The following is a 21,462-nucleotide window of genomic DNA, read 5'->3' as shown; positions in this document are numbered from 1 at the left end:
ATTATAGGTATTAAGGGACGTGTAGGTTTTGAAGCTGCTGCACCTATTGTTATCATCAATGCCCATAAAATGTTGGAAAAGCATACGCTTACTAAATGGCAACAATACTGGAAAGATCAGGTAGGTAACTGGTATGGAATGTTTCTACATGAAGCGCAGTACCTAGAGCCTGTGATGCGTGATATAGAAGCGATGCTCGAAAGTTCGCAACGTAATGTCACAGGACGTGTTATCGTAGAGCTCAAACCTTATCATTATACGCTTGTAGGTGTAGAAAGCGATTTTGACCTGATGAAGGCAGACTTTGGTGAATATGGCGAAATGAATAAAGCTTGGACTTCGGATGATGCTAAAGGATTTACCAAAATATACGCTATGACAAATAAGATATATCATAGTGTGCAGAAGAAAAACGGAAAATAATATTTAAGATCAACCACGGAGTGAATGGAGTCGCTCGGAGTTATTTATGTTAAAGCAGGCAGAACTTACCGGAGAAATACTAAAGTGTGCGTACGCTGTACATTCTGAGTTAGGGCCGGGTTTGTTTGAAAAAGTCTATGAGGAATGTTTATTCTACGAATTAACGAAAAATGGATTATCTGTTGAAAAACAATTAGAATTACCTGTAGAATATAAAGGAATAGAAATTGATGCGGGTTATCGTATAGATCTCTTAATAGAAGAGACTGTTATTGTTGAATTGAAATCAGTTAAAGAACTATTGGATATTCATACAGCTCAACTTCTAACTTATATGAAACTTTCAACAGTAGAAGTTGGTTTCTTGATGAATTTTAATGTAAAATCATTAAAGGACGGTATCAAGAGATACATTTTATAAACTCCGAGAGACTCCGTTCACTCTGTGGTAAATATAAAAATAAATGATAAAAGCAGGAATAATAGGTGGAGCAGGCTATACAGCCGGAGAACTGATAAGGATATTGCTCAATCATCCGCAAGTAGAACTTGTATTCGTAAATAGTACAAGTAATGCAGGGAATAAGCTGACAGATGTACATGGAGGTCTGTTGGGAGAAACAGATATGAGTTTCACCGATCAGTTACCTTATGATAAGATTGATGTTTTATTCTTCTGTACAGCACATGGTGATACTAAGAAGTTCTTGGATGCGAATGATATCCCTAATCACCTGAAAATAATTGATCTTTCTACAGATTATCGACATAAAGCAGTAGGAAATAAGTTTATTTATGGTCTTCCTGAGTTGAATAAAGAAGGAATCAAGCAGTCTTCCTATGTGGCTAATCCGGGATGTTTCGCAACTGCTATACAGCTAGGATTGTTACCTTTGGCAAAAGCAAATAAGCTGACTTCTGAGATTCATGTGAATGCTATCACAGGATCTACAGGAGCAGGGGTGAAGCCTTCTGCTACATCGCATTTCAGTTGGCGTGAAAACAATATATCAGTTTATAAAGCTTTCGAACATCAGCATCTGACTGAAATTAAACAGTCTCTAAATCAGTTGCAGGCAAATTTTGGTGAAGATATTAACTTTATTCCTGTGCGAGGAAACTTCACGAGAGGTATTTTTGTATCTACCTATCTCAATTACGACGGTACAATAGAGGATGCCCAGAAATTGTATAAAGATTATTATAAGGATAGTCCTTTTACTAAATTGTCGATACATGAAAGAATAAGCAGTTTATTACCATGCTTCTCAAGATGCAGAACACATTTATTTGTATTTATAACTTGTTTTAAATCGATATTCTTATCTGATATAATCGTAAATGGAGCTTCCGGTCAGGCAGTGCATAATATGAATCTGATTTTTGGTTTGGAAGAAACTGTAGGGTTGAATTTGAAAGCATCTGCTTTTTAAAGAAATATTTATGTATACTCCTCCTAATAATTCAGACAAATCTAAGCACCCTATCCTTATTGAACTGGATAATATTCTAAAGAAAGATGTGCCAAAAGGGAAAAGAGATGAACTTTTCTTAAATTTTTATAAGCACAATCTAAGTTTTTTTGATGATTTAGAGAATGCGAATACAAATATTACAATTTCAAAGTTTATCTATCTGAAAATAATGTATATAAGAATTTTTGATGATAAAGGAGAGTATAAGAAAGGGAAAATAGTTGCTGATCAACTAGAGGTTCTAATAGGCAAATTGGATAAAAACTACTATGAGTATAATACTTTGTATATAGGAAGTAAAAAATGGATTGCTATTAATTTAGGAAGATTAAAAAAGTATAAAGCATCTAATAAAATATTTAAAGAATTGGTGAAGTTGGATGAGTATAAAGAGTTTTATCATAGATGGATAACTCATAATACAGAAAGAATTATTTTACCTTATGTTTATATATTTATAGCTATTGGGCTATTATGGGCTTTTAGAAAAGAATTTTTCGGTATAATTATAGTAGTTCCTTTCTTTTTTTTATTGTTAATTATCATATTATTTGTATTATTATCAATATATGCATTCTCTTCCAATAAAATAATTCATTATTTTGTAGTCAGAACATATAAATAACTATGAGTTATGATCATAACCTATGTAACAAACTTTCCATCCACAGACATAAAGCATTGGTCGGGTACTGTACATTTTATGGCAACAAATCTGGCTAAATACTCCAATGTGGATTATATAACAGGTTTGCAGGAAGATTGGACATTCTCGCTAAAGGCAAAGAATAAGTTATATGGGCGAAACAAAATATATCGTGCAGACAGGTCACCCGAATTCGGAAAAAGTTATGCAAGGCAGATCTCAGCACAACTGAATCCGACTACAGATATATTATTTTCTCACAGCTCTACTCTTATGTCTTATCTGAAAACAAATAAGCATAAGGTTATATATACTGATGCTACGTTTGCTTCGATGATAAATTACTATGACTATTTTTCAAATCTTAGTCAGCAGTATATTAAAGAAGGAAATCAGATGGAGCAATTATCATTAGACTCAAGTAGTTTGGCTATTTATAGTTCTCAGTGGGCTGCAGATAGTGCAATCAAAGATTATAATGCGGATAGGGATAAAGTAAGGATTGTACCTTTTGGTGGAAATATCTCTACACAGAAAATATCTTTAGAGGAGATAAAAGATATACTTAAAAAAAGAAGTACAGATGTTTGTAAGATTCTTTTCCTAGGTGTTGACTGGTTTCGTAAAGGTGGTGATATTGCCATCGATGCTGTTAGGTGTTTGAATGAAGAACTACGTCAACCAGCCGAATTACATATTGTAGGTATCGATAATCTACCGGCAGAGAACCTGCCACCTTATATAATCAATCATGGGCGTATAAGTAAAGCTACTCCCGAAGGGATGAAAAAGGTAGAAGATTTGATTTTGCAAAGCCATTTTCTTTTTATCCCATCACGGGCAGATTGTACACCGATTGTTTTTTCTGAAGCTATGTCGTATGCTGTTCCGTGTGTATCGGCTGCAACAGGAGGAATTCCCTCTATTGTGAATGATACGAATGGAATAATCCTAAGCCCCCAAGTAGAACCCAAAGAGTATGCGCAACAGATATATAAAACATTCGAAAACAAAAGCTATTATAATGAGTTGGCTCTGTCGGCTTACCATGATTTCGAAGCCCGATTGAATTGGGATACGGCAATGAAGACCATTGTAGGTTATATGAAAGAATTGTAAGGATTATATTCCGCTTATAAGATTACTATTATAGAAGTTTTTTAAGGATAAAGTAACAATAAAGAGTATACTGGTAAGTGTTACTTTTACATACGCTTCGCTCCTGTGACAGTTGGTTGGCACCTTTTAGTAGAGAGTCAGAGTTCTTAAAATAAAAAACGATAAGGTTTATGGAAAAAGGTTCTACAGTATATCTATTTTGTATAGAACCGATAAAACCTTATAATCATGAAATATATGAAATTTGAAGTAGACAGTCAGACGAAGAAGGATCTAGAAATCTTTGAAACAGTCAAAGAAGGGCTGTCTGTTGTTGGTTTATTTAATCATACACAGTGCATTGGAGGTAAGAAAAAGTTATACGAGTATCTTGCTAATCCTTTGGCTGACTATAAGCAGATCACGGAAAGAAAGGAGACGATTGCCTTTTTTCATAAGCATTTCCCGAATGGTCTGAATCTTGATAAGGATGCATTGGATTTTACTGAATACTATCTACGGCAGCCCGATTATCCTACACGGATGCCTTCTTGGTTTACGGCTATAGAGAAAATGATTGCTGACAAGATAAGTACAAGCAGTAATGAATATTATCTTGCCGAAAAAGGAGTTACTTCGACTGTAGACCTACTAAAGAATATATATCAATTTTCCATTGCCTTGGCAGACAAACTTAAAGAAGGTGATGCTCCTGTATTCTTAGTGAAGAATAACGAAATTGTTCTGGAGCTTTTCCAAAAAGAGGCATACAAAGAGATAAAGGATATGAAGAAATACAAGTCTTATGATATAATGAGGCTCGATTATATGTTTCGCTATACCGATAAGAAACATATACATTTCTTCCTAGACCTTGTACATGAATATGATGCGTTGTTTGCGGTGGCAAAAGCTGCTGCTAAATATAATTTGCAATATCCTGACATATTACCTGAAACAGAGACTGTACTTGAACTGGAAGGGCTATTTCATCCTTTTGTAGAAAATGCTATCTCGAATGATGTGCATTTCGACAACCTGTCGAATCTATTATTCATATCGGGACCTAATATGGCGGGTAAGTCAACATTCCTAAAAGCGCTAGGTGTCGCTGTATACTTGGCACATGCAGGTTTTCCTGTTCCTGCCAGTAAAATGAAAATCGGTATTTTGTCCGGATTGAGTACAACTATAAATATTTCGGATAATCTGAGTACAGGGTATAGCCATTTCTATGCCGAAGTAATGAGGATCAAGGATGTGGCTCATAGGCTGGAAGCAAATAACAGGATATTAGTTCTATTCGACGAACTTTTTAGAGGAACAAATGTGAAAGATGCTTATGATGGAACAATAGCGGTCGTTTCTGCTTTTGCTAAAATTAGAACCTCATTTTTTGTTATATCAACCCATATTGTAGAAGCAGCGAGAGAGTTGGAGTCAAAAGCTAATATTCAGTTCAGTTACTTTGATATAAAGGAAGAAGACGGACATCCGGTTTATACTTATAAATTGAAAGAGGGGGTCTCGGATGTAAGGCTTGGAATGTATATCATAAACAAAGAAGGTGTGATAGATTTGATAAATAATATAAATTGTACATAAAAATAGATTGAATGGAATTTAAAATTGATAGTCAGACATTAAAGGATCTTGAACTTTTTGAAACAGTAAAGGGAGGAAAGTCTATATTCAATTTATTCAATCTTACCCGTTGTTTAGGTGGTAAAAATAAGCTTTATGATTTCCTGAGATATCCTCTTTGTGACTATCTTGAGATAAACGAAAGAAAAGAGGCAATATCTTTCTTTAGTTCCAATCAGATAAAAGAAGAATTGGAAATAGATAAAAATTCTCTTGATTTCGTAGAGCATTATTTAATACAAGAGAATTATCCGACAACGCCACCATCCAAATTGGGTGCTATAGAGAAAAAGGTTATTAATAAATTAAACCCTAAGAATGAATATTATATAGTTGAAAGAGGTGTTGATTATACTATCGATATGATAAACATAATATATCGTTTTTCTAAAATGTTGACACAAAAAGAGTGTCCGACCTTAATAAAAAGAAATAATGATAAAGTTCTGGCTTTGTTCTCTGAGACAGAATATTCAGAGATACTAAAGATCAAAAGCCTCGAAAAGATTGATAGTTATAGTACTGCAAAGTATGATTACATATTTCGCTATACGCATAAAGAACGAATTCGTTTTTTACTTCATCTTATATATGAATATGATGCATTTATAGCAGTAGCAAAGGTCGCTAATAAGTATAAATTCTCTTATTCAAATATATTGCCATCGGGTCAAAATAGAATGCAAATAAATGGATTATTTCATCCCTTTGTAGAGAATTCTGTAAGGAATGATGTAGGGTTTGAATCAGAAAGGAATATAATTTTTGTAACAGGACCTAATATGGCAGGTAAATCTACGTTCTTGAAATCTTTAGGCGTTGCTGTATATTTGGCTCATGCAGGTTTTCCTGTACCTGCGGAGAAAATGGATATTAGTGTTCTAACAGGGCTATATACAACTATAAATATAGCAGATAGTCTAAATTCGGGCTATAGTCATTTCTATTCTGAGGTGTTGAGGGTAAAATATGTGGCGAACGAATTGAAAGAAAACAGAGCATTGGTTATATTTGATGAGTTATTTAGAGGTACTAATGTAAAAGATGCTTATGATGGAACTTTGGCTGTTGTTGAAGCATTAACTGAGGTGAAGAATTCGTTCTTTGCAGTATCTACTCATATTGTAGAAGCAGCTTATAAATTGAACGATACATCGAACATACAATTTGCTTATTTAGAAATTATAAAGCGAGATAATATTCCCGAATATACCTATAAACTAAAAGAAGGGATTTCTGAAAACAGACTTGGAATGTATATACTTCAGCAAGAGAAATTGATAGAGACAATAAAAGAAATAAATAACTAATTAATATATAGAAAATGAAATTATTTGATGTGTTCCCATTGTTTGATATTAACATAGTGAAAGGTAATGGATGCTATGTATATGATGACAAGGGAAATGAATACCTGGATTTGTATGGAGGGCATGCTGTGATATCGGTTGGGCATACTCATCCGTACTATGTAGAAAAACTAACAAATCAATTGAATAAACTTGGGTTTTATTCAAACTCAGTAATAAACAAATTGCAACAGGAGGTTGCCCAGAAACTTGGAGAACAATGTGGCTATCCCGATTATTTTCTGTTTCTGATAAATTCGGGTGCAGAAGCAAACGAAAATGCCATAAAACTTGCTTCTTTCCATAATGGACGAAAAAAAGTGTTGGCCTTTGCCAAAGCGTTTCATGGGCGCACTTCAGCTACGGTGGCAGCTACAGATATTCCGGCATATTCAGCTCCTGTGAATATGAATCCGAATTATGTGTTTGCTCCATTCAATGATATTGAATTTATAAAGAAAGAGCTTGCAACTAAAGAGTATTCATCTGTTTTGATTGAAGGTATTCAGGGGGTTGCGGGAATAAAAGTGCCTGAAGACAGCTTCTTAAAGCAGCTTCGTGATGTTTGTACCGAGACAGGAACTATTCTTATATTGGATGAAATACAATCGGGATATGGGCGTAGTGGTAAATTCTTCGCTCACCAGTATGCAGATATACAAGCTGATATTATAACTGTAGCTAAAGGTATCGGTAATGGTTTTCCTATGGCAGGCGTGCTTATCAATCCGATGTTTAAGGCTGTATATGGTCAACTTGGTACTACTTTTGGTGGAAATCATTTGGCTTGTGCTGCAGCTATTGCAGTATTGGATATTATGAAAGAAGAGAAGCTGATAGAGAATGCTTACAATGTTGGTGAATACCTGATGCAAGAGTTGAAGGAGATCCCTCAGATAAAAGAAGTTCGTGGACGAGGTTTGATGATTGGGATAGAATTTAATGAACCTATTAAAGAGAAACGTTCGAAGCTTCTTTTCGAAGAGAAAGTCTTTACAGGAGCTACAGGAACTCATGTGTTCCGCTTATTGCCTCCACTTTGTTTGACTATCGATCAGGCAAATATATTCCTCGAAAGATTTAAGAAAGTAATATAATGCAAAGTGGCGAAAGCCACTTTCTTTCTTTTACTGAGGAGGAGATAAGTAAATAAAAGGAGATATGGGGATGTTCCGTAGGATAAAGAATATGACCAATCCGGCGATAAAGATATATCCCAGCTTCTCTGAAAAGTTAAAGTATTTGAGATATTTCTTATTCTTTAATATGTAAACCTGAGCTAAGAGGAAATATATATATAGCAGGAAGGGGAGTATAATTATTAATAGAGCATTATACCGTAATGCTTGCAATATATTTCCGTGTAGCAGATGATAAAAAGATCGTTGCCCGCCACATCCCGGACACTGAAGTCCTGTGAACTCGTGAAAACTACACTGTTTGCTCCATATATTCCCTGTTGTTGCATAATAATTGTAATAGACAAATGCTATGATTAAAGGAATAGCTATGATAATGATATATCCTATATATTTTCTCATATAAAAAAGGAAAGGTAATTGCTACGATTACCTTTCCAAATATATTAATTATTTAGTATTTATTTATTCTGCATATTTTAGAACCTCTTTGTATTGTTCCAGTACAGCATCCATTCCGCCTGTGATAAACATAATAATACCATAGATTAAATTGAGTGCGAATAATCCGATGGCAATCAGGGCAAAAATCTTAGCCTTCTGTGCATTTCCCTGTGCTGCTTCATATTCTCCGGCATTATATTTTGAGTCTACTTGTGTCGAAAACACGATTGCAATAACACCTAATATGAGTCCTATACAGCATGGTGAACAGAGTCCAAGTACTGTACCTACAATTGATAATACCAAGTTATTATCAGGTTTAACAGGTTTAGCAAAATCATCTAAATTATTAGCCTGATAGGGAGAAGATTGGTAACTTTGATTTTCTGAGTTAAATTCTGACATAACTATCTGATTTTTAAGATTAATAATTTTTATCAAAAATAAATATAATTTCTACATATTAAAAGAAAATAGTAATTATTATCTTCACTAAAAATAATATTATCGTGTTAACTTTAATATCTGTATGAAAAAGAAACTCATCATATATTCTTCCCTTGGTGCGATATTGATTATAGCTCTTGTTATAACCGGCTTATACTTTGCTTATACCAAAGGATATATACGAATGAACTACCCTTCTTTTGAGGAGTATCCGGTACAAGGCATAGATGTTTCTCATCATCAACAAACAATTGATTGGGGAAAATTAGACAAGCGATCCGTTCAATTTGCTTTTATAAAAGCCACAGAAGGAGGTAATCATAAAGATTCTCTTTTTCAGGAAAACTGGAGACTAGCCATTCATCATAATGTACCGGTAGGTGCTTATCATTTTTTTACATTTTGTAAAGATGGGGATGCACAAGCCAGAAATTATATTCATTATGTACCTAAGGATAGTATAGACCTTCCGCCGATTATTGACTTGGAGTATGGTGGGAATTGCCAGCAGGAAAATCGCAAGGAAGATATTATAGCAGAAATTGCAAAGTTTATAGAGATCTTAGAAAATCATTATCAACGAAAGGTGCTTATCTACACTACAAATGAGTTCTATAAGAACTACATGATCGGGCAGTTCATGGATAATCCCATTTGGATAAGAGATATAGTTTCTAAGCCAAAGCTGCCTGATGGGCGTAAATGGTTGTTTTGGCAATATACGAATAAAGGGAAAATAGAAGGCATAAAAACGGATGTTGACCTGAATGCATTTGCCGGAACTAGAGAGGAATTTGATCAACTGATAAAAAAAGACTGATATATAAGGGTATAAAATAAAAAATGGGTTCGCAGAAAACGAACCCATTTCTTTTAAAACCTATTTATATTACCAGATATCAGCTCTCTTTTCTTTTGGAATATATAGAGAATCTTTTTCTGTGATATTAAATGCTTTATACCATGCATCGATATGAGGTAATGTACCGTTTACACGCCATTTTCCTAAAGAGTGCGGGTCTGTTTTTGTGCGACGTAGGATTTCTGCATCACGAATATTACCTGCCCATACTCCTGCATAAGATAAGAAGAAACGTTGAGCCGGAGTAAAGCCGTCTATTTTATCGCCTTTCTTAGCTTCATCTGTTTTTTCGAATGCATTGTATGAAATTTGAAGTCCACCAAAGTCTCCGATGTTTTCGCCCAAAGTAAATGTTCCATTTGCAAATACACCCGGAAGAACCTCTATCTTGTTGAAGTGTTGAACAAGCACCTGAGCTCTTTCGTTGAATTTCTTAGAGTCTTCTTTTGTCCACCAGTCCGACAGGTTACCATCTTTGTCATATTTAGATCCTTGATCGTCAAATCCGTGAGACATTTCATGACCGATAACAACACCGATAGCTCCATAGTTAACCGCATCATCTTCGTTTAAATAGAAGAATGGCGGTTGTAGAATTCCCGCAGGGAAACAAATTTCATTTGTTGTTGGATTATAGTATGCATTCACCATTTGTGGAGGCATATGCCATTCGCTCTTATCTACAGGCTTGTTGATTTTTTTGATCATTTCGTTATGATCGAACTCACTTGCCCGTACTACATTTTCCCAATAAGAGTCTTTCTTTATATTAAGCGTTGAATAGTCTTTCCATTTGTCCGGATAACCAATCTTAACTGTAAAAGAGTTCAGTTTTTCCTGAGCTTTAGCTTTCGTTGCATCGCTCATCCATGTCAAGTTGTTGATGCGTTCGCCCAATGTTACTTGTAGATTTTTCACCAACTTCAGCATTCTTTCTTTAGCTTCAGCAGGGAAGTATTTTTCTACATACATTTGACCTACAGCTTCACTAAGAGCTCCATCAACAACTCCTACAGCACGCTTCCAACGAGGCTGTAATACTTTGCGGCCACTAAGTTGTTTTCCGTAGAAGTCAAAGTTTGCATTTACAAAGTTGTCGCTAAGATACCCGGCTGCAGAATTTATCAAGCACCATGAAAGATAAGCTTTCGACTCATCGATAGGTAGTGTATGGATCAAATTTACGGCTGTTGCAATCGGTTTAACCTGAGCTACATTGATCTCTGTGAAGTCTTTAGCATCGGCTGCATCAAAGAAGGCTTTCCAGTCAAAATTAGCTACTGATTTATTCAAATCGGTAACATTCATTTTGTGATAATTCAATTCTGGAATTCTGGTGTCTTCTTTTTTGAAGTGATCTTTTGCTAAAGCTGTTTCTATTTTTAGAACTACGTCAGCTGATTTTTGTGCATCAGCTTCGCTGTAGCCCGCATTTACAAATTGAGTCTTTATCAAGTTGAGATATCCCTTACGGATAGCAACCGATGTAGAGTCTTGTGCAACATAGTAATCACGTTCACCTAATCCCAGACCTCCTTGGTATAGTTGAACAATATTCATAGAACTATTTTTGTCGTCGGCACCTACATATAGACCAAAGAATGGAGAGTTCGCATACTTTCTTAATTCTCCGGTTAGTTTTACTATATCAGCCGTTGTCGAAGCTTTGTTTATATTATCCAACTGAGCTTTTATTGGTTTAGCTCCGTCGGCATTCAGCTTCGTACTATCCATTCCCAACGCAAACAGGTCTCCAATCTTTTGAGCAATAGAACCTTGCTCATGTTTTGTTTTACCCAATTCTTCGATAAGACCTTTTACTTGCTCTTGGTTTCGTTCAGCCAATTGATCAAACGAGCCATAGCGTGCATATTCGTCTTTCATAGGGTTTGCTTTTGCCCAACCGCCTGTAGCGTATTGGTAAAAGTTATTGCCGGGGATAGCTGTAATATCCAGATTGGCAGTATCAAATTTCTGTGCGATATTCATAATATCTGCATCCGAGTCCTGTGCGCTTGCCTTTTGTTTACAGCTCACTTGCGTTAGAGCGAGAGCGGCAATCGGTAAATAGAAATAGATTTTGTTCATATAAATTAAATTAGTTACTCTTCTACATATTTTCGTATTTGGTCTACCCAAACTGTATATCCGTTATCGTTCAGATGCAATCCGTCCGTTGTGTACTTTGCATCTAAGGTTCTGTCTTCGCTCAAAAATGCAGGATAAATATTGATAAAGGTTATATTCTCCTTTTCACAGAAAGCTTTTAACTCTTTATTCAACTGTTCTATCTGCCATTCTTTATTCAACATTCGTTGATACACATTTCTATTGTTGTTGATTGGCAATAGACTTTGAACATAGATTTTTGTATAAGGCGAGCCTGTTTCTATCTGGTAGATGATAGACTTGATGCCTATCATTATTTTCTCATTCGATCTGCTGAGAGATATATCATTGATTCCTGCCATGAGGAATACCTTCTTTGGCTTAGCAATTATAATTTCGTTTAACCGATTGAGCATACCCAATGTATTGTCACCAGATATACCTCTGTTTACAGGTTTTTGAGTAGGGAAGTATTCATTCCATTTCCCGCCTTGTGTCAAACTATTTCCTAAGAATATTATTTGCCCATTAGTCAGAGGGTTTGCCTTGAAGTAAGCCATTCTTTCGAGATAGGTTTTATTTTCAAGGATATTTTCTTGTATTTCCTGTGCCGATAAAATCATTGTACAAAATAACATCAAAATTGATAATATAGTTCTCATAGAATGCAAATTTAGTCTTTCGAAATGTTTTGAAGTTCAACTGTCAATTCTTCCCATTTGAGCATATCGTCTTCCAACTCTTTTGTTAATAGCCCATGCCTTTCGAAAAGAGAAGCATCGGCTGCACCTTCGGGTGTTGTTAGTTTAAGTTCTATTTCGGCTATTTCGTTCTCTTTACTTTCTATAGTTTTTTCTATATCCGAAATCTGCTTTTCTACTCGTTTGATTTGACGGCCTAATTCTTTTCGCTCTTCGTAAGATAGCTTATTTACAGATTCTTGATCTGTAGTCTTATCAGATTCATTAAGTGGAGATGTAGACACTTCAAGTTCTTTGAGGCTATCCATCTTTTTCTTTTCAAGAAATTCATAGATTCCGCCTAAGTGCTCTATTACTTGTTGGTTACCAAATTCATAAACTTTTTCTACAAGCCCGTTTAAGAAATCTCGATCATGGGATACTACGATAACTGTTCCGTCAAATTCTTTAATTGCTTTTTTCAAAACATCCTTCGAACGCATATCGAGATGATTGGTCGGCTCATCGAGAATAAGCAGATTTACGGGTTCGAGTAGTAAGCGTATCATTGCCAAGCGGCTACGTTCTCCTCCCGACAAAACTTTTACTTTTTTGTCAGATGCTTCGCCACCAAACATAAAGGCTCCCAGTATGTCTCTGATCTTAGTTCGGATGTCACCTACAGCCACATAGTCTATTGTTTCGAACACGGTATGATCCCCGTTTAATAACTGTGCTTGATTCTGTGCGAAGTAGCCTATTTTCACATTATGTCCTAGTTCGAGTTTGCCTTTGAAGTCAATCTCGTTCATGATGCATTTCACTAAGGTAGATTTCCCTTCTCCATTCTTCCCAACAAAAGCTACTTTGTCTCCTCTATGTATTGTAAATGTTACATCTTTGAAGATCAGATGATCCCCATAGCTTTTTTCCACATTTTCTACAATTACAGGATAAGAGCCTGAACGTGGTGCGGGAGGAAATTTAAGATTCAGCATAGCATTATCTTCATCATCTACTTCCAACCGTTCTAGCTTATCCAATTGCTTTATGCGTGATTGTACTTGTACTGATTTTGTCGCTTTGTAGCGGAAACGCTCTATAAACTCTTCGGTTTTCTGTATTTGCTTTTGCTGATTTTCAAAAGCACGTATTTGATGCTCGCGGTGCTCCTGCCTCAGTTCCACATATTTGGTATAGGGTACTTTATAATCGTAAATACGTCCGAGAGATATTTCTATTGTGCGTTGGGTTACAGCATCCAAAAAAGCACGGTCGTGCGATACAAGTAAGACAGCATTGGCTCGGGTCGAAAGAAATGTTTCGAGCCACTGAATCGACTCTATATCAAGGTGGTTGGTCGGCTCGTCGAGCAAAAGTACGTCAGGACGTTGAAGAAGCAGTTTGGCTAATTCGATACGCATACGCCATCCTCCGCTAAACTCACTGGTTGGACGTTCAAAGTCTGTACGCCTAAATCCCAGACCAGTCAGTGTTTTTTCTATTTCTGCCTGAAAGTTACCGCCCCCCGACATCATAAACTCCTCGTTGAGATAAGATGATTTCTCTATCAGGTTGTGATAGGCTTCCGATTCATAGTCGGTTCTTTCAGCCAACTGTTTGTTTACATAGTCTAATTCGGTTTCTATCTTCTGTATGTGAGAAAATGCTAAAGAAGCCTCTTCAAAAACAGTATTACCTTCTTTTAGGGTCATGTGCTGCGGCAGATAACCAATCGTTATGTCTTTGGGCACGGAAAGATTCCCTCGTGTAGGAGCTTGCAGCCCTGCAAATATTTTAAGCATGGTTGATTTACCTGCTCCATTTTTACCAACAAGGGCTATTCTTTCCTTCTTGTTGATAACAAAAGATATATCGTCAAAGAGGCTGAAACCTCCAAATTCTACCGTTAGTCCTTCTACTGAAATCACATCAATTAAGTTTATAAAACGTACAAAAATAGTCAATTTTACTGCATCTGGCTATTTTTGATCTTTATTTTCAGCGTTGAAGCCTATTTCGACTCGAATTGTATATCAGATCTTTCGAGTTTTTTATATCTTATGTCTAAAACATTTAATATGACAGATAATACAATAAGCATTTCGAATGGAAAGCTAAATCGTGAATTTGTTCCGTATGTAACAAAAGCTTGTAGTATCGATGCTGTGAATACTATTATAGATATTGTAAGTTGAGGGGTAATTTTCTTTTGCTTTATACCTCTGGATATATTGTATGGGATGAGGATTATAAACGCAATCTTTATTAATTGTAACAGAATCCTTTCTAAGTAGCATATATACAATAGTATTTCATTGGCATGAGGAATAGCAAATTTATCATATTCCCAATACAATGATGTTTTCCAAAAATCACGCCACGAGATAAAAACCTGCTGCAAGTACGCTGTCTGGTTCTCTTTAATTGTAGCAATACTATAATTATAAAGCCTGTTGGATAAGTCGGGGAACGATAAGCCGGTTTCCGATTCCAATTCAGGGTATGCTTCCCAGATAGTCATTGCTATTTCCTTGTCCGAAATTCTATTGTCTCTATACTTGGCATATATATTGCCTATTGGAGCATATTCGGGTGTTGTTTTTTCTGCAAAGTTGACACAGTTTTGAGCAAGATTGAATCCGTAAAAAGTTGTGGAGGTGAAATAGCCTGTATTCTTTTTGTTTACATAAGACCAACCTAGAAAAACAAAAAGAGGAATTACTAACATAAAAGACAGTTTAGTTAAGAGAGACTTGAAAGAACTTACATTTAATAGAATAAAAAAGAGAATTACGGGTAAGAATATATAAAAAGGCTTTATCAAAACAAGGTATCCACACAATATACTTAGTCCTATGTATTGATCCGACTTTCCGCTTCGAATTCTAAAAAACAGATACAATATAATTGTTACAACGAGTAATGTAAGTGTTTCTGTAAGAATAGCTACCTCAAAGAAAATAGTTGGTAAATAGCAACTTAATATAAGAGTTAAATAAAAAGATATTTTTTTGTTCAACCTCACCGATAGGCATGTTTTGTAGAAGTAAATAAGAGTAACTATTCCTATAATAAACTGTATTGCACCCGTTGTAGAATAAGAGATATTACTTAACGCAAGTAAAATAGGATATCCCGGAGAACGTTGGCCTTCATAGCCTGAAAAATCAAAATTGAGTATTCTCTTAGCTAACTCTACATACCCTTCACTATCAGGATAGAGGGTTATATACTGATATAAAAAGGCAACAACTAAGCGAACTAAAGTACCGACAATAATGATGCTTTTTATCGGATTATCTGTTACCCATTTTCTTATTTTAGCGAATGTGTTCAATAAATTCTTTTTGATAAAATTAAGCTTTATATCGATTGGTGATGTGTATTGCAATAAATAATTATTTTTGTAATACCATTAGCGAACTTTTTATACTCCTTTTTGATTTTATATAATAAGAAAACAAACTTAAAAAATATAAGCCAATGTATGATAATGAAAAAAGAGCTTTTATAGCTATTTCTCCCGAACAGGAAGTCTGTATGGTTCCTAAAATGGCTAATCGACACGGACTTATCACCGGAGCCACAGGTACAGGAAAAACAGTAACATTGCAGACCTTAGCCGAGACATTCAGTAAAATGGGAGTTCCTGTATTTGCAGCAGATGTGAAGGGAGATTTATCTGGTGTAGCCGCCGTTGGAGGAAATAAGGAGAGCGTTACCCAACGTGTAGAATCATACAAATTGGCAGACAAAGGATTTAAATTTCAAGATTTCCCTGTTCAGTTTTGGGATGTCTTTGGAGATCAAGGAGCACCTATCAGAGCTACGGTTGCAGATATGGGGCCGCTTCTATTAAGCCGGCTTTTATCTCTCAATGACACTCAATCGGCAGTTCTTACTATTATCTTTAAATTGGCGAAAGATGAGTCTTTAGATATCATCGACTTGAAAGACTTACAAAAGCTATTGGAATATGTAGGAAATAATGCTAATCGTTTTACAACAAGCTATGGCAATATCTCTACGGCAAGTATTGGAGCTATACAGCGTGGATTAATTGCGTTAGAGCAAGAAGGTGCTGATAAATTCTTCGGAGAACCAAATCTGAATATCGACGATCTGATACAAACAGTAGGAGAGAAGGGCGTTATAAATATATTGGCAGCAGATAAGCTGATGAATTCTCCACGTGTATATACTACATTCCTGATGTGGTTGATGACCAAGCTGTTTGAAGTGATGCCCGAAGTGGGAGATCCGGATAAACCAAAACTGGTATTCTTTTTCGATGAAGCTCATTTACTTTTTAGTGATGCCCCGAAGGCATTGTTGGAAAAGATAGAGCAGGTTGTCCGTCTCATTCGTTCGAAAGGGATAGGCGTCTATTTTATATCACAGACTCCTGCAGACATTCCCGACTCTGTATTAGGTCAGTTAGGGAATCGTGTACAACATGCATTGAGAGCCTATACGCCGAAAGATCAGAAAGCCGTCAAGGTTGCGGCGCAAACTTTCAGAGCGAATCCTAAATTTGATACAGAACAGGCAATCTCGGAACTGGCTACGGGAGAGGCTTTAGTCTCGCTATTAGATGAAAAAGGTCGACCCAATATGGTCGAAAGAGCTTTTATTCTACCTCCTGAAGGGCAAATCGGACCATTGGATACTGCTGCCCGTAATCAGATGACGCAGGGTTCTATATTGTATCGCCATTATGCACAAGTAGTAGATAGAGAATCAGCTTACGAAATCTTAACTGAGCGTTTGCAAGGTACTTTGAGCGAGAAAGAACAAGTGGCGCAGGATAAAGCAACCGCAAAAGCTCAGAAAGAAGCCGAAAGGGCACAGCGTGAACAGGCTAAGATTGACCAAAAGAATGCTGTAGAAAACAAACGATTCTGGAGTAGAATGGCAACGACAGTGCTTGTCCCTATTGCCAAACAGGTGTTGAACGTGTTTCTCAAAAGCTCATCAAAGAAAAGATAGAACCTGATATATATAAATTATAGAAAGACAGTCGACAGGAATCAACCATTCGGCTGTTTTCTTTATAGATACAATCTTGTTTATTTTTTTTCAAAATTTACTGTCGGATTAATTTATCGTCCTACCTTTGTAGTCTTGAACCCAGAAAACAATAAAATCTTCAAATACGAACATTTGTTGAGCATTGATTTCGCTTTCAAATTCAGACTGAATAAAAGGAAATAAAGATGCAATTACTCAGACCGCAGCATTGGAAAGATTATGAACTGATCGACTCGGGCGATTATGAAAAATTAGAACGTTTTGGTAAATACATTATCCGACGTCCCGAACCACAGGCAGTATGGCGTAAGTCTCTGCCCGAGAAACAGTGGGAGGACGCATCCGATGCCACTTTCAAGAAGGAGAAAGGAAAGACTTCTCAAGATGGCAACGACAAAGGAGTTTGGGTACAAAAAAATGGAATGCCCGACCAGTGGTTCATCAACTATCAATATAAGGAAATGAAGCTTCGGTTTCGTTTAGGTCTTACATCTTTCAAGCATGTAGGGGTGTTTCCCGAACAATCGGAGAATTGGGATTTCATATACGATACAGTTCGAAGCCTCAATGTTTCTGAACCAAAAGTCTTGAATCTTTTTGCATATACAGGTGGAGCTTCAATTGCGGCTAAAAGTGCAGGAGCTGATGTGACGCATGTAGATTCTGTGAAGCAAGTAATCACGTGGTCGCGTGAAAATATGGATGCTTCTGATCTTCATGATATACGCTGGATTGTAGAAGACGCTCTTAAATTTTGCCGCCGCGAAGTAAAAAGAGGAAAGAAATATAACGGGATAATACTAGACCCTCCTGCGTATGGTCGTGGTCCTGATGGCGAGAAGTGGATATTGGAAGAGAATATAGCCGAAATAATGTCTCTTTGTTCGCAATTGCTGGAGGATTCCAATTCATTTCTTATACTAAATCTATACTCTATGGGCTTTTCTGCTGTGATAGCTGATAACCTTATAAAGGATTATTTTCCAGATGTCAAAGATCGCACGTACGGAGAACTGATTGTTCCTGAAAAATCCGGTAAAAATTTACCTCTGAGTATTTATATCCGTTTTATCAGAAAATAGTGTCACTTTCTGTATCTTTGCGTTTCTCGTGTAAGGGTCTTGTATATATGGTGTTATATGGATTTTTGTGAGCAAAAGGTGACAAAAGTGACAGTTGTTTCATTCTTTTTATTTGTAACTTTTGAGATGTTTCTTTTATTACATTTACTCATAATATATGATAACTTTCAAGAATAATCTTTCATGATATAGCTATATACGAACATAATATATTTCATAACATGACTTATAACAAAATTGCGAATAAACCGTTAATAAAATAAACAAACACAAATACATAGTATAAAAATCGAAGAGAAAAGTATGAAAAAAGCTCTAACTATTGCGGGGGTTGTTGTCGTTGTGCTTATAGTGGCTATGATAGCAATTCCTTTCTTGTTTAAAGATAAAATCAAAACTGCCGTATTGAATGCCGCAAACGAAAAACTAAACGCTACAGTGGATATTAAGGATTTTGGACTGAACTTGTTTTCCAATTTTCCTAATGCAACACTCTCCCTAAACAATGCTTCGGTAGTAGGTGTCGGAGACTTTCAGAAAGATACACTATTGAGTGCTAAGTCGGCAAGTGTTACTATCGACTTGATGAGTCTTTTTGGCAGCGAATATAATATATCCAAAATCAATCTGGATAAGGCTTCTATATATACAAAAGTGCTTGAAGACGGACGTGCCAACTGGGATATAATGAAGGTTGACTCTACTGTATCTGCTTCAACCGAAAGTGAATCTGCTTTCAAACTCAATTTGAAAAAAATTACGGTCAACGATTGTAGTTTTGTTTACCAGAACGATTCTACAAAGATGAAAGTGACACTTAATAAATGGAACGGAGACCTGCATGGCGATTTTTCAGCTAGCGAAACAACATTAAATACAAATTCTACTATCGGCGAAGTTACATTTGTTATGGATGGCATTCCATATTTGAATAAAATACAAGGTGTGGCCGATGCTACCATCAATGCGAATCTTGATAAGATGGAATTTGCCTTTAAGGAAAGTAACCTACAACTAAATGATCTTAAAGCATCTATTGATGGTACTTTTGCTATGGTGGGTAAGGATTATGAAGATATGGAGTTCGATCTTAAGCTGAATGCGCCGGATACCCAATTTAAAGATATCTTATCTCTTGTTCCGGCGATGTATACAGCCGACTTTAAAGATGTGAAAACATCAGGAACAGCAAAGTTGGAGGCATATATCAAAGGTCTTATGCATGGTGATAGTTATCCAGCGTTTGATGTAAAGATAATGGTGAACGATGCGATGTTCCAATACCCTTCTTTACCCAAAGCTGTTAATAATATAAATGTTGCTATGGCGATAAACAGTAAAGGAGGCTCGTTGGATAATATGATTGTTGATATCAGTAAGTTTAGTTTCAATTTGGGGGGGAATCCTTTCTCGGGAAGCCTGAATGTGTCCACTCCGATGAGCGATCCTAACCTGAAAGCACAGGCAAATGGGACGATTGATTTAGGTATGATTAAAGATGTATACCCGTTAGAGAAAGGTACAGCTTTAAATGGTAAGATGACTGCTAATCTGAATGTTGCTGCTCGGATGTCTGCAATCGAAAAAGAACAATATGAGAATGTATCGGCAGCAGGTAGTTTGAAATTGAGCAATATGACTTATAAGTCTCAAGACATGCAAGATGTGGTGATTAACGATGCCGGATTGGAATTTTCGCCACGCTATGTAAATCTATCGTCACTGAACCTGAAGATTGGTAAAAATGATCTGTCAGCTACAGGACGACTCGAAAATTTTATTGCTTATGCATTGAAAGATCAAACACTGAAAGGTCAGTTGAATATAAAATCAAACTATCTGAATGCGAATGATTTTATCAGTAGCGAAACTGCCGGAACAGAAGAAACAGCATCATCAACAACAGAAGACATTATTATTCCTAAAAATATAGATTTTGTATTGAACGCAGCCCTCAACCAAATTGTATATGGAAAAATGAATATTACAAATATGGTTGGCAATATCACTGTTAAAAATGGAGTGCTTACTCTTAATAATGTTGGCGCTAATGCTTTGGGTGGTTCTTGTAAGGTTAGCGGAACGTATGATACATCAAGCCCTAAAACTCCGAAGGTTAACTTTGATTTGGCTTTGTCGAAAGTGTCATTTGCAGAAACATTCAAGTCGGTAGAATCTGTGCAAAAGTTTGCTCCTATATTCGAAAAATTAGGAGGAACATATTCTATGAACTTCAAATTTAATACATCTTTAGGTGAGACAATTATGCAGACTTTAGCGGGTCTTACAGGTAGTGGTGCATTACAAACCAATGATGTGAAGATAGAAGGTGTTGAGGCTTTGACCGCTTTGTCGTCTTCATTGAAAACTGATGCTTTGAAATCATTCTCTACAAAAGATTTGAATCTGCCTTTTACTATAAATAATGGAAAACTGAATACCAAGCCTTTCAATGTAAACTTTGGCAATGGAGGTGTTATGAAATTAGAGGGGGCTACTGGCCTTGATCAAAGTATCGACTATAAAGGCACTGTTACGCTTCCTAAATCGCTAGCAAATCATTACGTGTCGTCTGTCCCGATTACAATAGGCGGTACATTTACAAATCCCAAAATTGGAATAGACACCAAGGCGTTGGTTGCCGGAGCTGCTTCGTCTGCCGTAAATGAGCTTTTGGGTGGAGAGAAAGGAGCTCATATTTCAGCGAAGGTGTCTGAAGAAAAAGCGAAACAAATAGAAAGGATTAGATCGGAAGCGGATGCGACTGCAACAAAGTTGGTGGTTGAGGCTGAGAAACAATCACAGGCTTTGGAAGAAAAGGCAGGAAGTAATCCTCTTGCAAAAGCCGCAGCTAAGGCGGCAGGAAAGAAGCTTGTAGAAGAAGCTAAAAAGCAAGGTCAGAATTTGAGAGATAAAGCCGAAGAACAAATAAAGAAAGTAGAAGGCACGGGTAACTGATAAATAATATAATTAAAAGCTGTCTGAAAAGAAGACTCAAAATGCCAATATACAATACAAATCTTCTTTTCA

General features: G+C 36.3%; 17 protein-coding genes and 1 pseudogene. 12 read left to right on the top strand and 6 right to left on the bottom strand.

The features are described 5' to 3' along the window. The 8 genes and pseudogenes from LDB17_RS05985 to LDB17_RS05950 all read left to right on the top strand — a co-directional run. Positions 1-423 (top strand): annotated as a pseudogene (locus tag LDB17_RS05985) (argininosuccinate synthase); the annotation flags it as partial. A 46-nt stretch (positions 424-469) separates the two neighbouring features. Continuing rightward, positions 470-844, top strand: a complete 375-nt coding sequence (locus tag LDB17_RS05980) for a GxxExxY protein (RefSeq protein ID WP_252636605.1) — start codon at positions 470-472, stop codon at positions 842-844. A gap of 43 nt (positions 845-887) precedes the next feature. Beyond that, on the top strand, positions 888-1,856 hold the full coding sequence (argC, locus tag LDB17_RS05975) for an N-acetyl-gamma-glutamyl-phosphate reductase (protein WP_393924934.1): 969 nt from the start codon (positions 888-890) through the stop codon (positions 1,854-1,856). A 10-nt stretch (positions 1,857-1,866) separates the two neighbouring features. Next, on the top strand, positions 1,867-2,523 hold the full coding sequence (locus tag LDB17_RS05970) for a hypothetical protein (protein WP_252636603.1): 657 nt from the start codon (positions 1,867-1,869) through the stop codon (positions 2,521-2,523). A 9-nt stretch (positions 2,524-2,532) separates the two neighbouring features. Continuing rightward, positions 2,533-3,663, top strand: a complete 1,131-nt coding sequence (locus LDB17_RS05965; protein WP_252636602.1) for a glycosyltransferase family 4 protein — start codon at positions 2,533-2,535, stop codon at positions 3,661-3,663. Between the two features lie 228 nt (positions 3,664-3,891). Further along, positions 3,892-5,247 carry a hypothetical protein gene (locus tag LDB17_RS05960; RefSeq protein ID WP_252636601.1) on the top strand — a complete coding sequence of 452 codons (1,356 nt, stop codon included), beginning with the start codon at positions 3,892-3,894 and terminating at the stop codon, positions 5,245-5,247. Positions 5,248-5,258: 11 nt separating this feature from the next. Beyond that, on the top strand, positions 5,259-6,596 hold the full coding sequence (locus tag LDB17_RS05955) for a hypothetical protein (RefSeq protein WP_393924933.1): 1,338 nt from the start codon (positions 5,259-5,261) through the stop codon (positions 6,594-6,596). 14 nt (positions 6,597-6,610) lie between these two features. Further along, the gene (locus LDB17_RS05950) at positions 6,611-7,732 is read left to right on the top strand and encodes an aspartate aminotransferase family protein (RefSeq protein ID WP_252636599.1); all 1,122 of its coding nucleotides are present in this window, start codon (positions 6,611-6,613) and stop codon (positions 7,730-7,732) included. Between the two features lie 30 nt (positions 7,733-7,762). On the opposite strand, the gene LDB17_RS05945 is transcribed toward LDB17_RS05950, so the two are convergent. Beyond that, complete coding sequence (locus LDB17_RS05945; protein WP_252636598.1) at positions 7,763-8,176, bottom strand: DUF2752 domain-containing protein; 414 nt, start codon at positions 8,174-8,176, stop codon at positions 7,763-7,765. Positions 8,177-8,239: 63 nt separating this feature from the next. Further along, positions 8,240-8,623 carry a CD225/dispanin family protein gene (locus tag LDB17_RS05940; protein WP_006842542.1) on the bottom strand — a complete coding sequence of 128 codons (384 nt, stop codon included), beginning with the start codon at positions 8,621-8,623 and terminating at the stop codon, positions 8,240-8,242. A 124-nt stretch (positions 8,624-8,747) separates the two neighbouring features. On the opposite strand from LDB17_RS05940, the gene LDB17_RS05935 reads away from it, so the two are divergent. After that, positions 8,748-9,485, top strand: coding sequence for a glycoside hydrolase family 25 protein (locus LDB17_RS05935; RefSeq protein WP_252636597.1), 738 nt, complete (start codon positions 8,748-8,750; stop codon positions 9,483-9,485). A gap of 69 nt (positions 9,486-9,554) precedes the next feature. Here the strand turns inward: LDB17_RS05935 and LDB17_RS05930 are convergent, their stop codons facing one another. The 4 genes from LDB17_RS05930 to LDB17_RS05915 form a co-directional block, all read right to left on the bottom strand. Continuing rightward, entirely contained in the window at positions 9,555-11,615 is a 2,061-nt protein-coding gene (locus LDB17_RS05930) for a M13 family metallopeptidase (RefSeq protein ID WP_252636596.1), read from the bottom strand. Positions 11,616-11,629: 14 nt separating this feature from the next. Next, complete coding sequence (locus tag LDB17_RS05925) at positions 11,630-12,298, bottom strand: GDSL-type esterase/lipase family protein (protein WP_252636595.1); 669 nt, start codon at positions 12,296-12,298, stop codon at positions 11,630-11,632. A gap of 11 nt (positions 12,299-12,309) precedes the next feature. Further along, positions 12,310-14,247 (bottom strand): ABC-F family ATP-binding cassette domain-containing protein, encoded by a 1,938-nt coding sequence (locus LDB17_RS05920; RefSeq protein WP_291106201.1) that lies wholly within the window; start codon positions 14,245-14,247, stop codon positions 12,310-12,312. A gap of 83 nt (positions 14,248-14,330) precedes the next feature. Next, the gene (locus LDB17_RS05915) at positions 14,331-15,656 is read right to left on the bottom strand and encodes a hypothetical protein (RefSeq protein WP_252636594.1); all 1,326 of its coding nucleotides are present in this window, start codon (positions 15,654-15,656) and stop codon (positions 14,331-14,333) included. Between the two features lie 146 nt (positions 15,657-15,802). Between LDB17_RS05915 and LDB17_RS05910 the strand changes: the two genes are divergently transcribed. The 3 genes from LDB17_RS05910 to LDB17_RS05900 all read left to right on the top strand — a co-directional run bounded on the left by LDB17_RS05910 (position 15,803) and on the right by LDB17_RS05900 (position 21,390). Beyond that, positions 15,803-17,308: a helicase HerA-like domain-containing protein gene (locus tag LDB17_RS05910; protein ID WP_252636593.1), complete on the top strand. Its 1,506-nt coding sequence runs from the start codon at positions 15,803-15,805 to the stop codon at positions 17,306-17,308. A 227-nt stretch (positions 17,309-17,535) separates the two neighbouring features. Continuing rightward, positions 17,536-18,432 carry a class I SAM-dependent methyltransferase gene (locus tag LDB17_RS05905; protein ID WP_252636592.1) on the top strand — a complete coding sequence of 299 codons (897 nt, stop codon included), beginning with the start codon at positions 17,536-17,538 and terminating at the stop codon, positions 18,430-18,432. Between the two features lie 303 nt (positions 18,433-18,735). After that, positions 18,736-21,390 (top strand): AsmA-like C-terminal region-containing protein, encoded by a 2,655-nt coding sequence (locus LDB17_RS05900; protein WP_252636591.1) that lies wholly within the window; start codon positions 18,736-18,738, stop codon positions 21,388-21,390. The last annotated feature ends 72 nt before the right edge of the window (positions 21,391-21,462 follow it).

Source organism: Dysgonomonas sp. Shenzhen-Wh21 (genome assembly GCF_043392705.1).
Classification (GTDB): domain Bacteria; phylum Bacteroidota; class Bacteroidia; order Bacteroidales; family Dysgonomonadaceae; genus Dysgonomonas.
This window is presented reverse-complemented; position numbering and strand designations above follow the sequence as displayed.

What these genes read in the sequence shown, in the direction of transcription:
- LDB17_RS05980 (WP_252636605.1), top strand. Translation starts at nt 470, where the DNA reads ATGTTAAAGCAGGCAGAACTTACCGGAGAAATACTAAAGTGTGCGTAC.
- argC (WP_393924934.1), top strand. Translation starts at nt 888, where the DNA reads ATGATAAAAGCAGGAATAATAGGTGGAGCAGGCTATACAGCCGGAGAA.
- LDB17_RS05970 (WP_252636603.1), top strand. Translation starts at nt 1,867, where the DNA reads ATGTATACTCCTCCTAATAATTCAGACAAATCTAAGCACCCTATCCTT.
- LDB17_RS05965 (WP_252636602.1), top strand. Translation starts at nt 2,533, where the DNA reads ATGATCATAACCTATGTAACAAACTTTCCATCCACAGACATAAAGCAT.
- LDB17_RS05960 (WP_252636601.1), top strand. Translation starts at nt 3,892, where the DNA reads ATGAAATATATGAAATTTGAAGTAGACAGTCAGACGAAGAAGGATCTA.
- LDB17_RS05955 (WP_393924933.1), top strand. Translation starts at nt 5,259, where the DNA reads ATGGAATTTAAAATTGATAGTCAGACATTAAAGGATCTTGAACTTTTT.
- LDB17_RS05950 (WP_252636599.1), top strand. Translation starts at nt 6,611, where the DNA reads ATGAAATTATTTGATGTGTTCCCATTGTTTGATATTAACATAGTGAAA.
- LDB17_RS05945 (WP_252636598.1), bottom strand. Translation starts at nt 8,176, where the DNA reads ATGAGAAAATATATAGGATATATCATTATCATAGCTATTCCTTTAATC.
- LDB17_RS05940 (WP_006842542.1), bottom strand. Translation starts at nt 8,623, where the DNA reads ATGTCAGAATTTAACTCAGAAAATCAAAGTTACCAATCTTCTCCCTAT.
- LDB17_RS05935 (WP_252636597.1), top strand. Translation starts at nt 8,748, where the DNA reads ATGAAAAAGAAACTCATCATATATTCTTCCCTTGGTGCGATATTGATT.
- LDB17_RS05930 (WP_252636596.1), bottom strand. Translation starts at nt 11,615, where the DNA reads ATGAACAAAATCTATTTCTATTTACCGATTGCCGCTCTCGCTCTAACG.
- LDB17_RS05925 (WP_252636595.1), bottom strand. Translation starts at nt 12,298, where the DNA reads ATGAGAACTATATTATCAATTTTGATGTTATTTTGTACAATGATTTTA.
- LDB17_RS05910 (WP_252636593.1), top strand. Translation starts at nt 15,803, where the DNA reads ATGTATGATAATGAAAAAAGAGCTTTTATAGCTATTTCTCCCGAACAG.
- LDB17_RS05905 (WP_252636592.1), top strand. Translation starts at nt 17,536, where the DNA reads ATGCAATTACTCAGACCGCAGCATTGGAAAGATTATGAACTGATCGAC.
- LDB17_RS05900 (WP_252636591.1), top strand. Translation starts at nt 18,736, where the DNA reads ATGAAAAAAGCTCTAACTATTGCGGGGGTTGTTGTCGTTGTGCTTATA.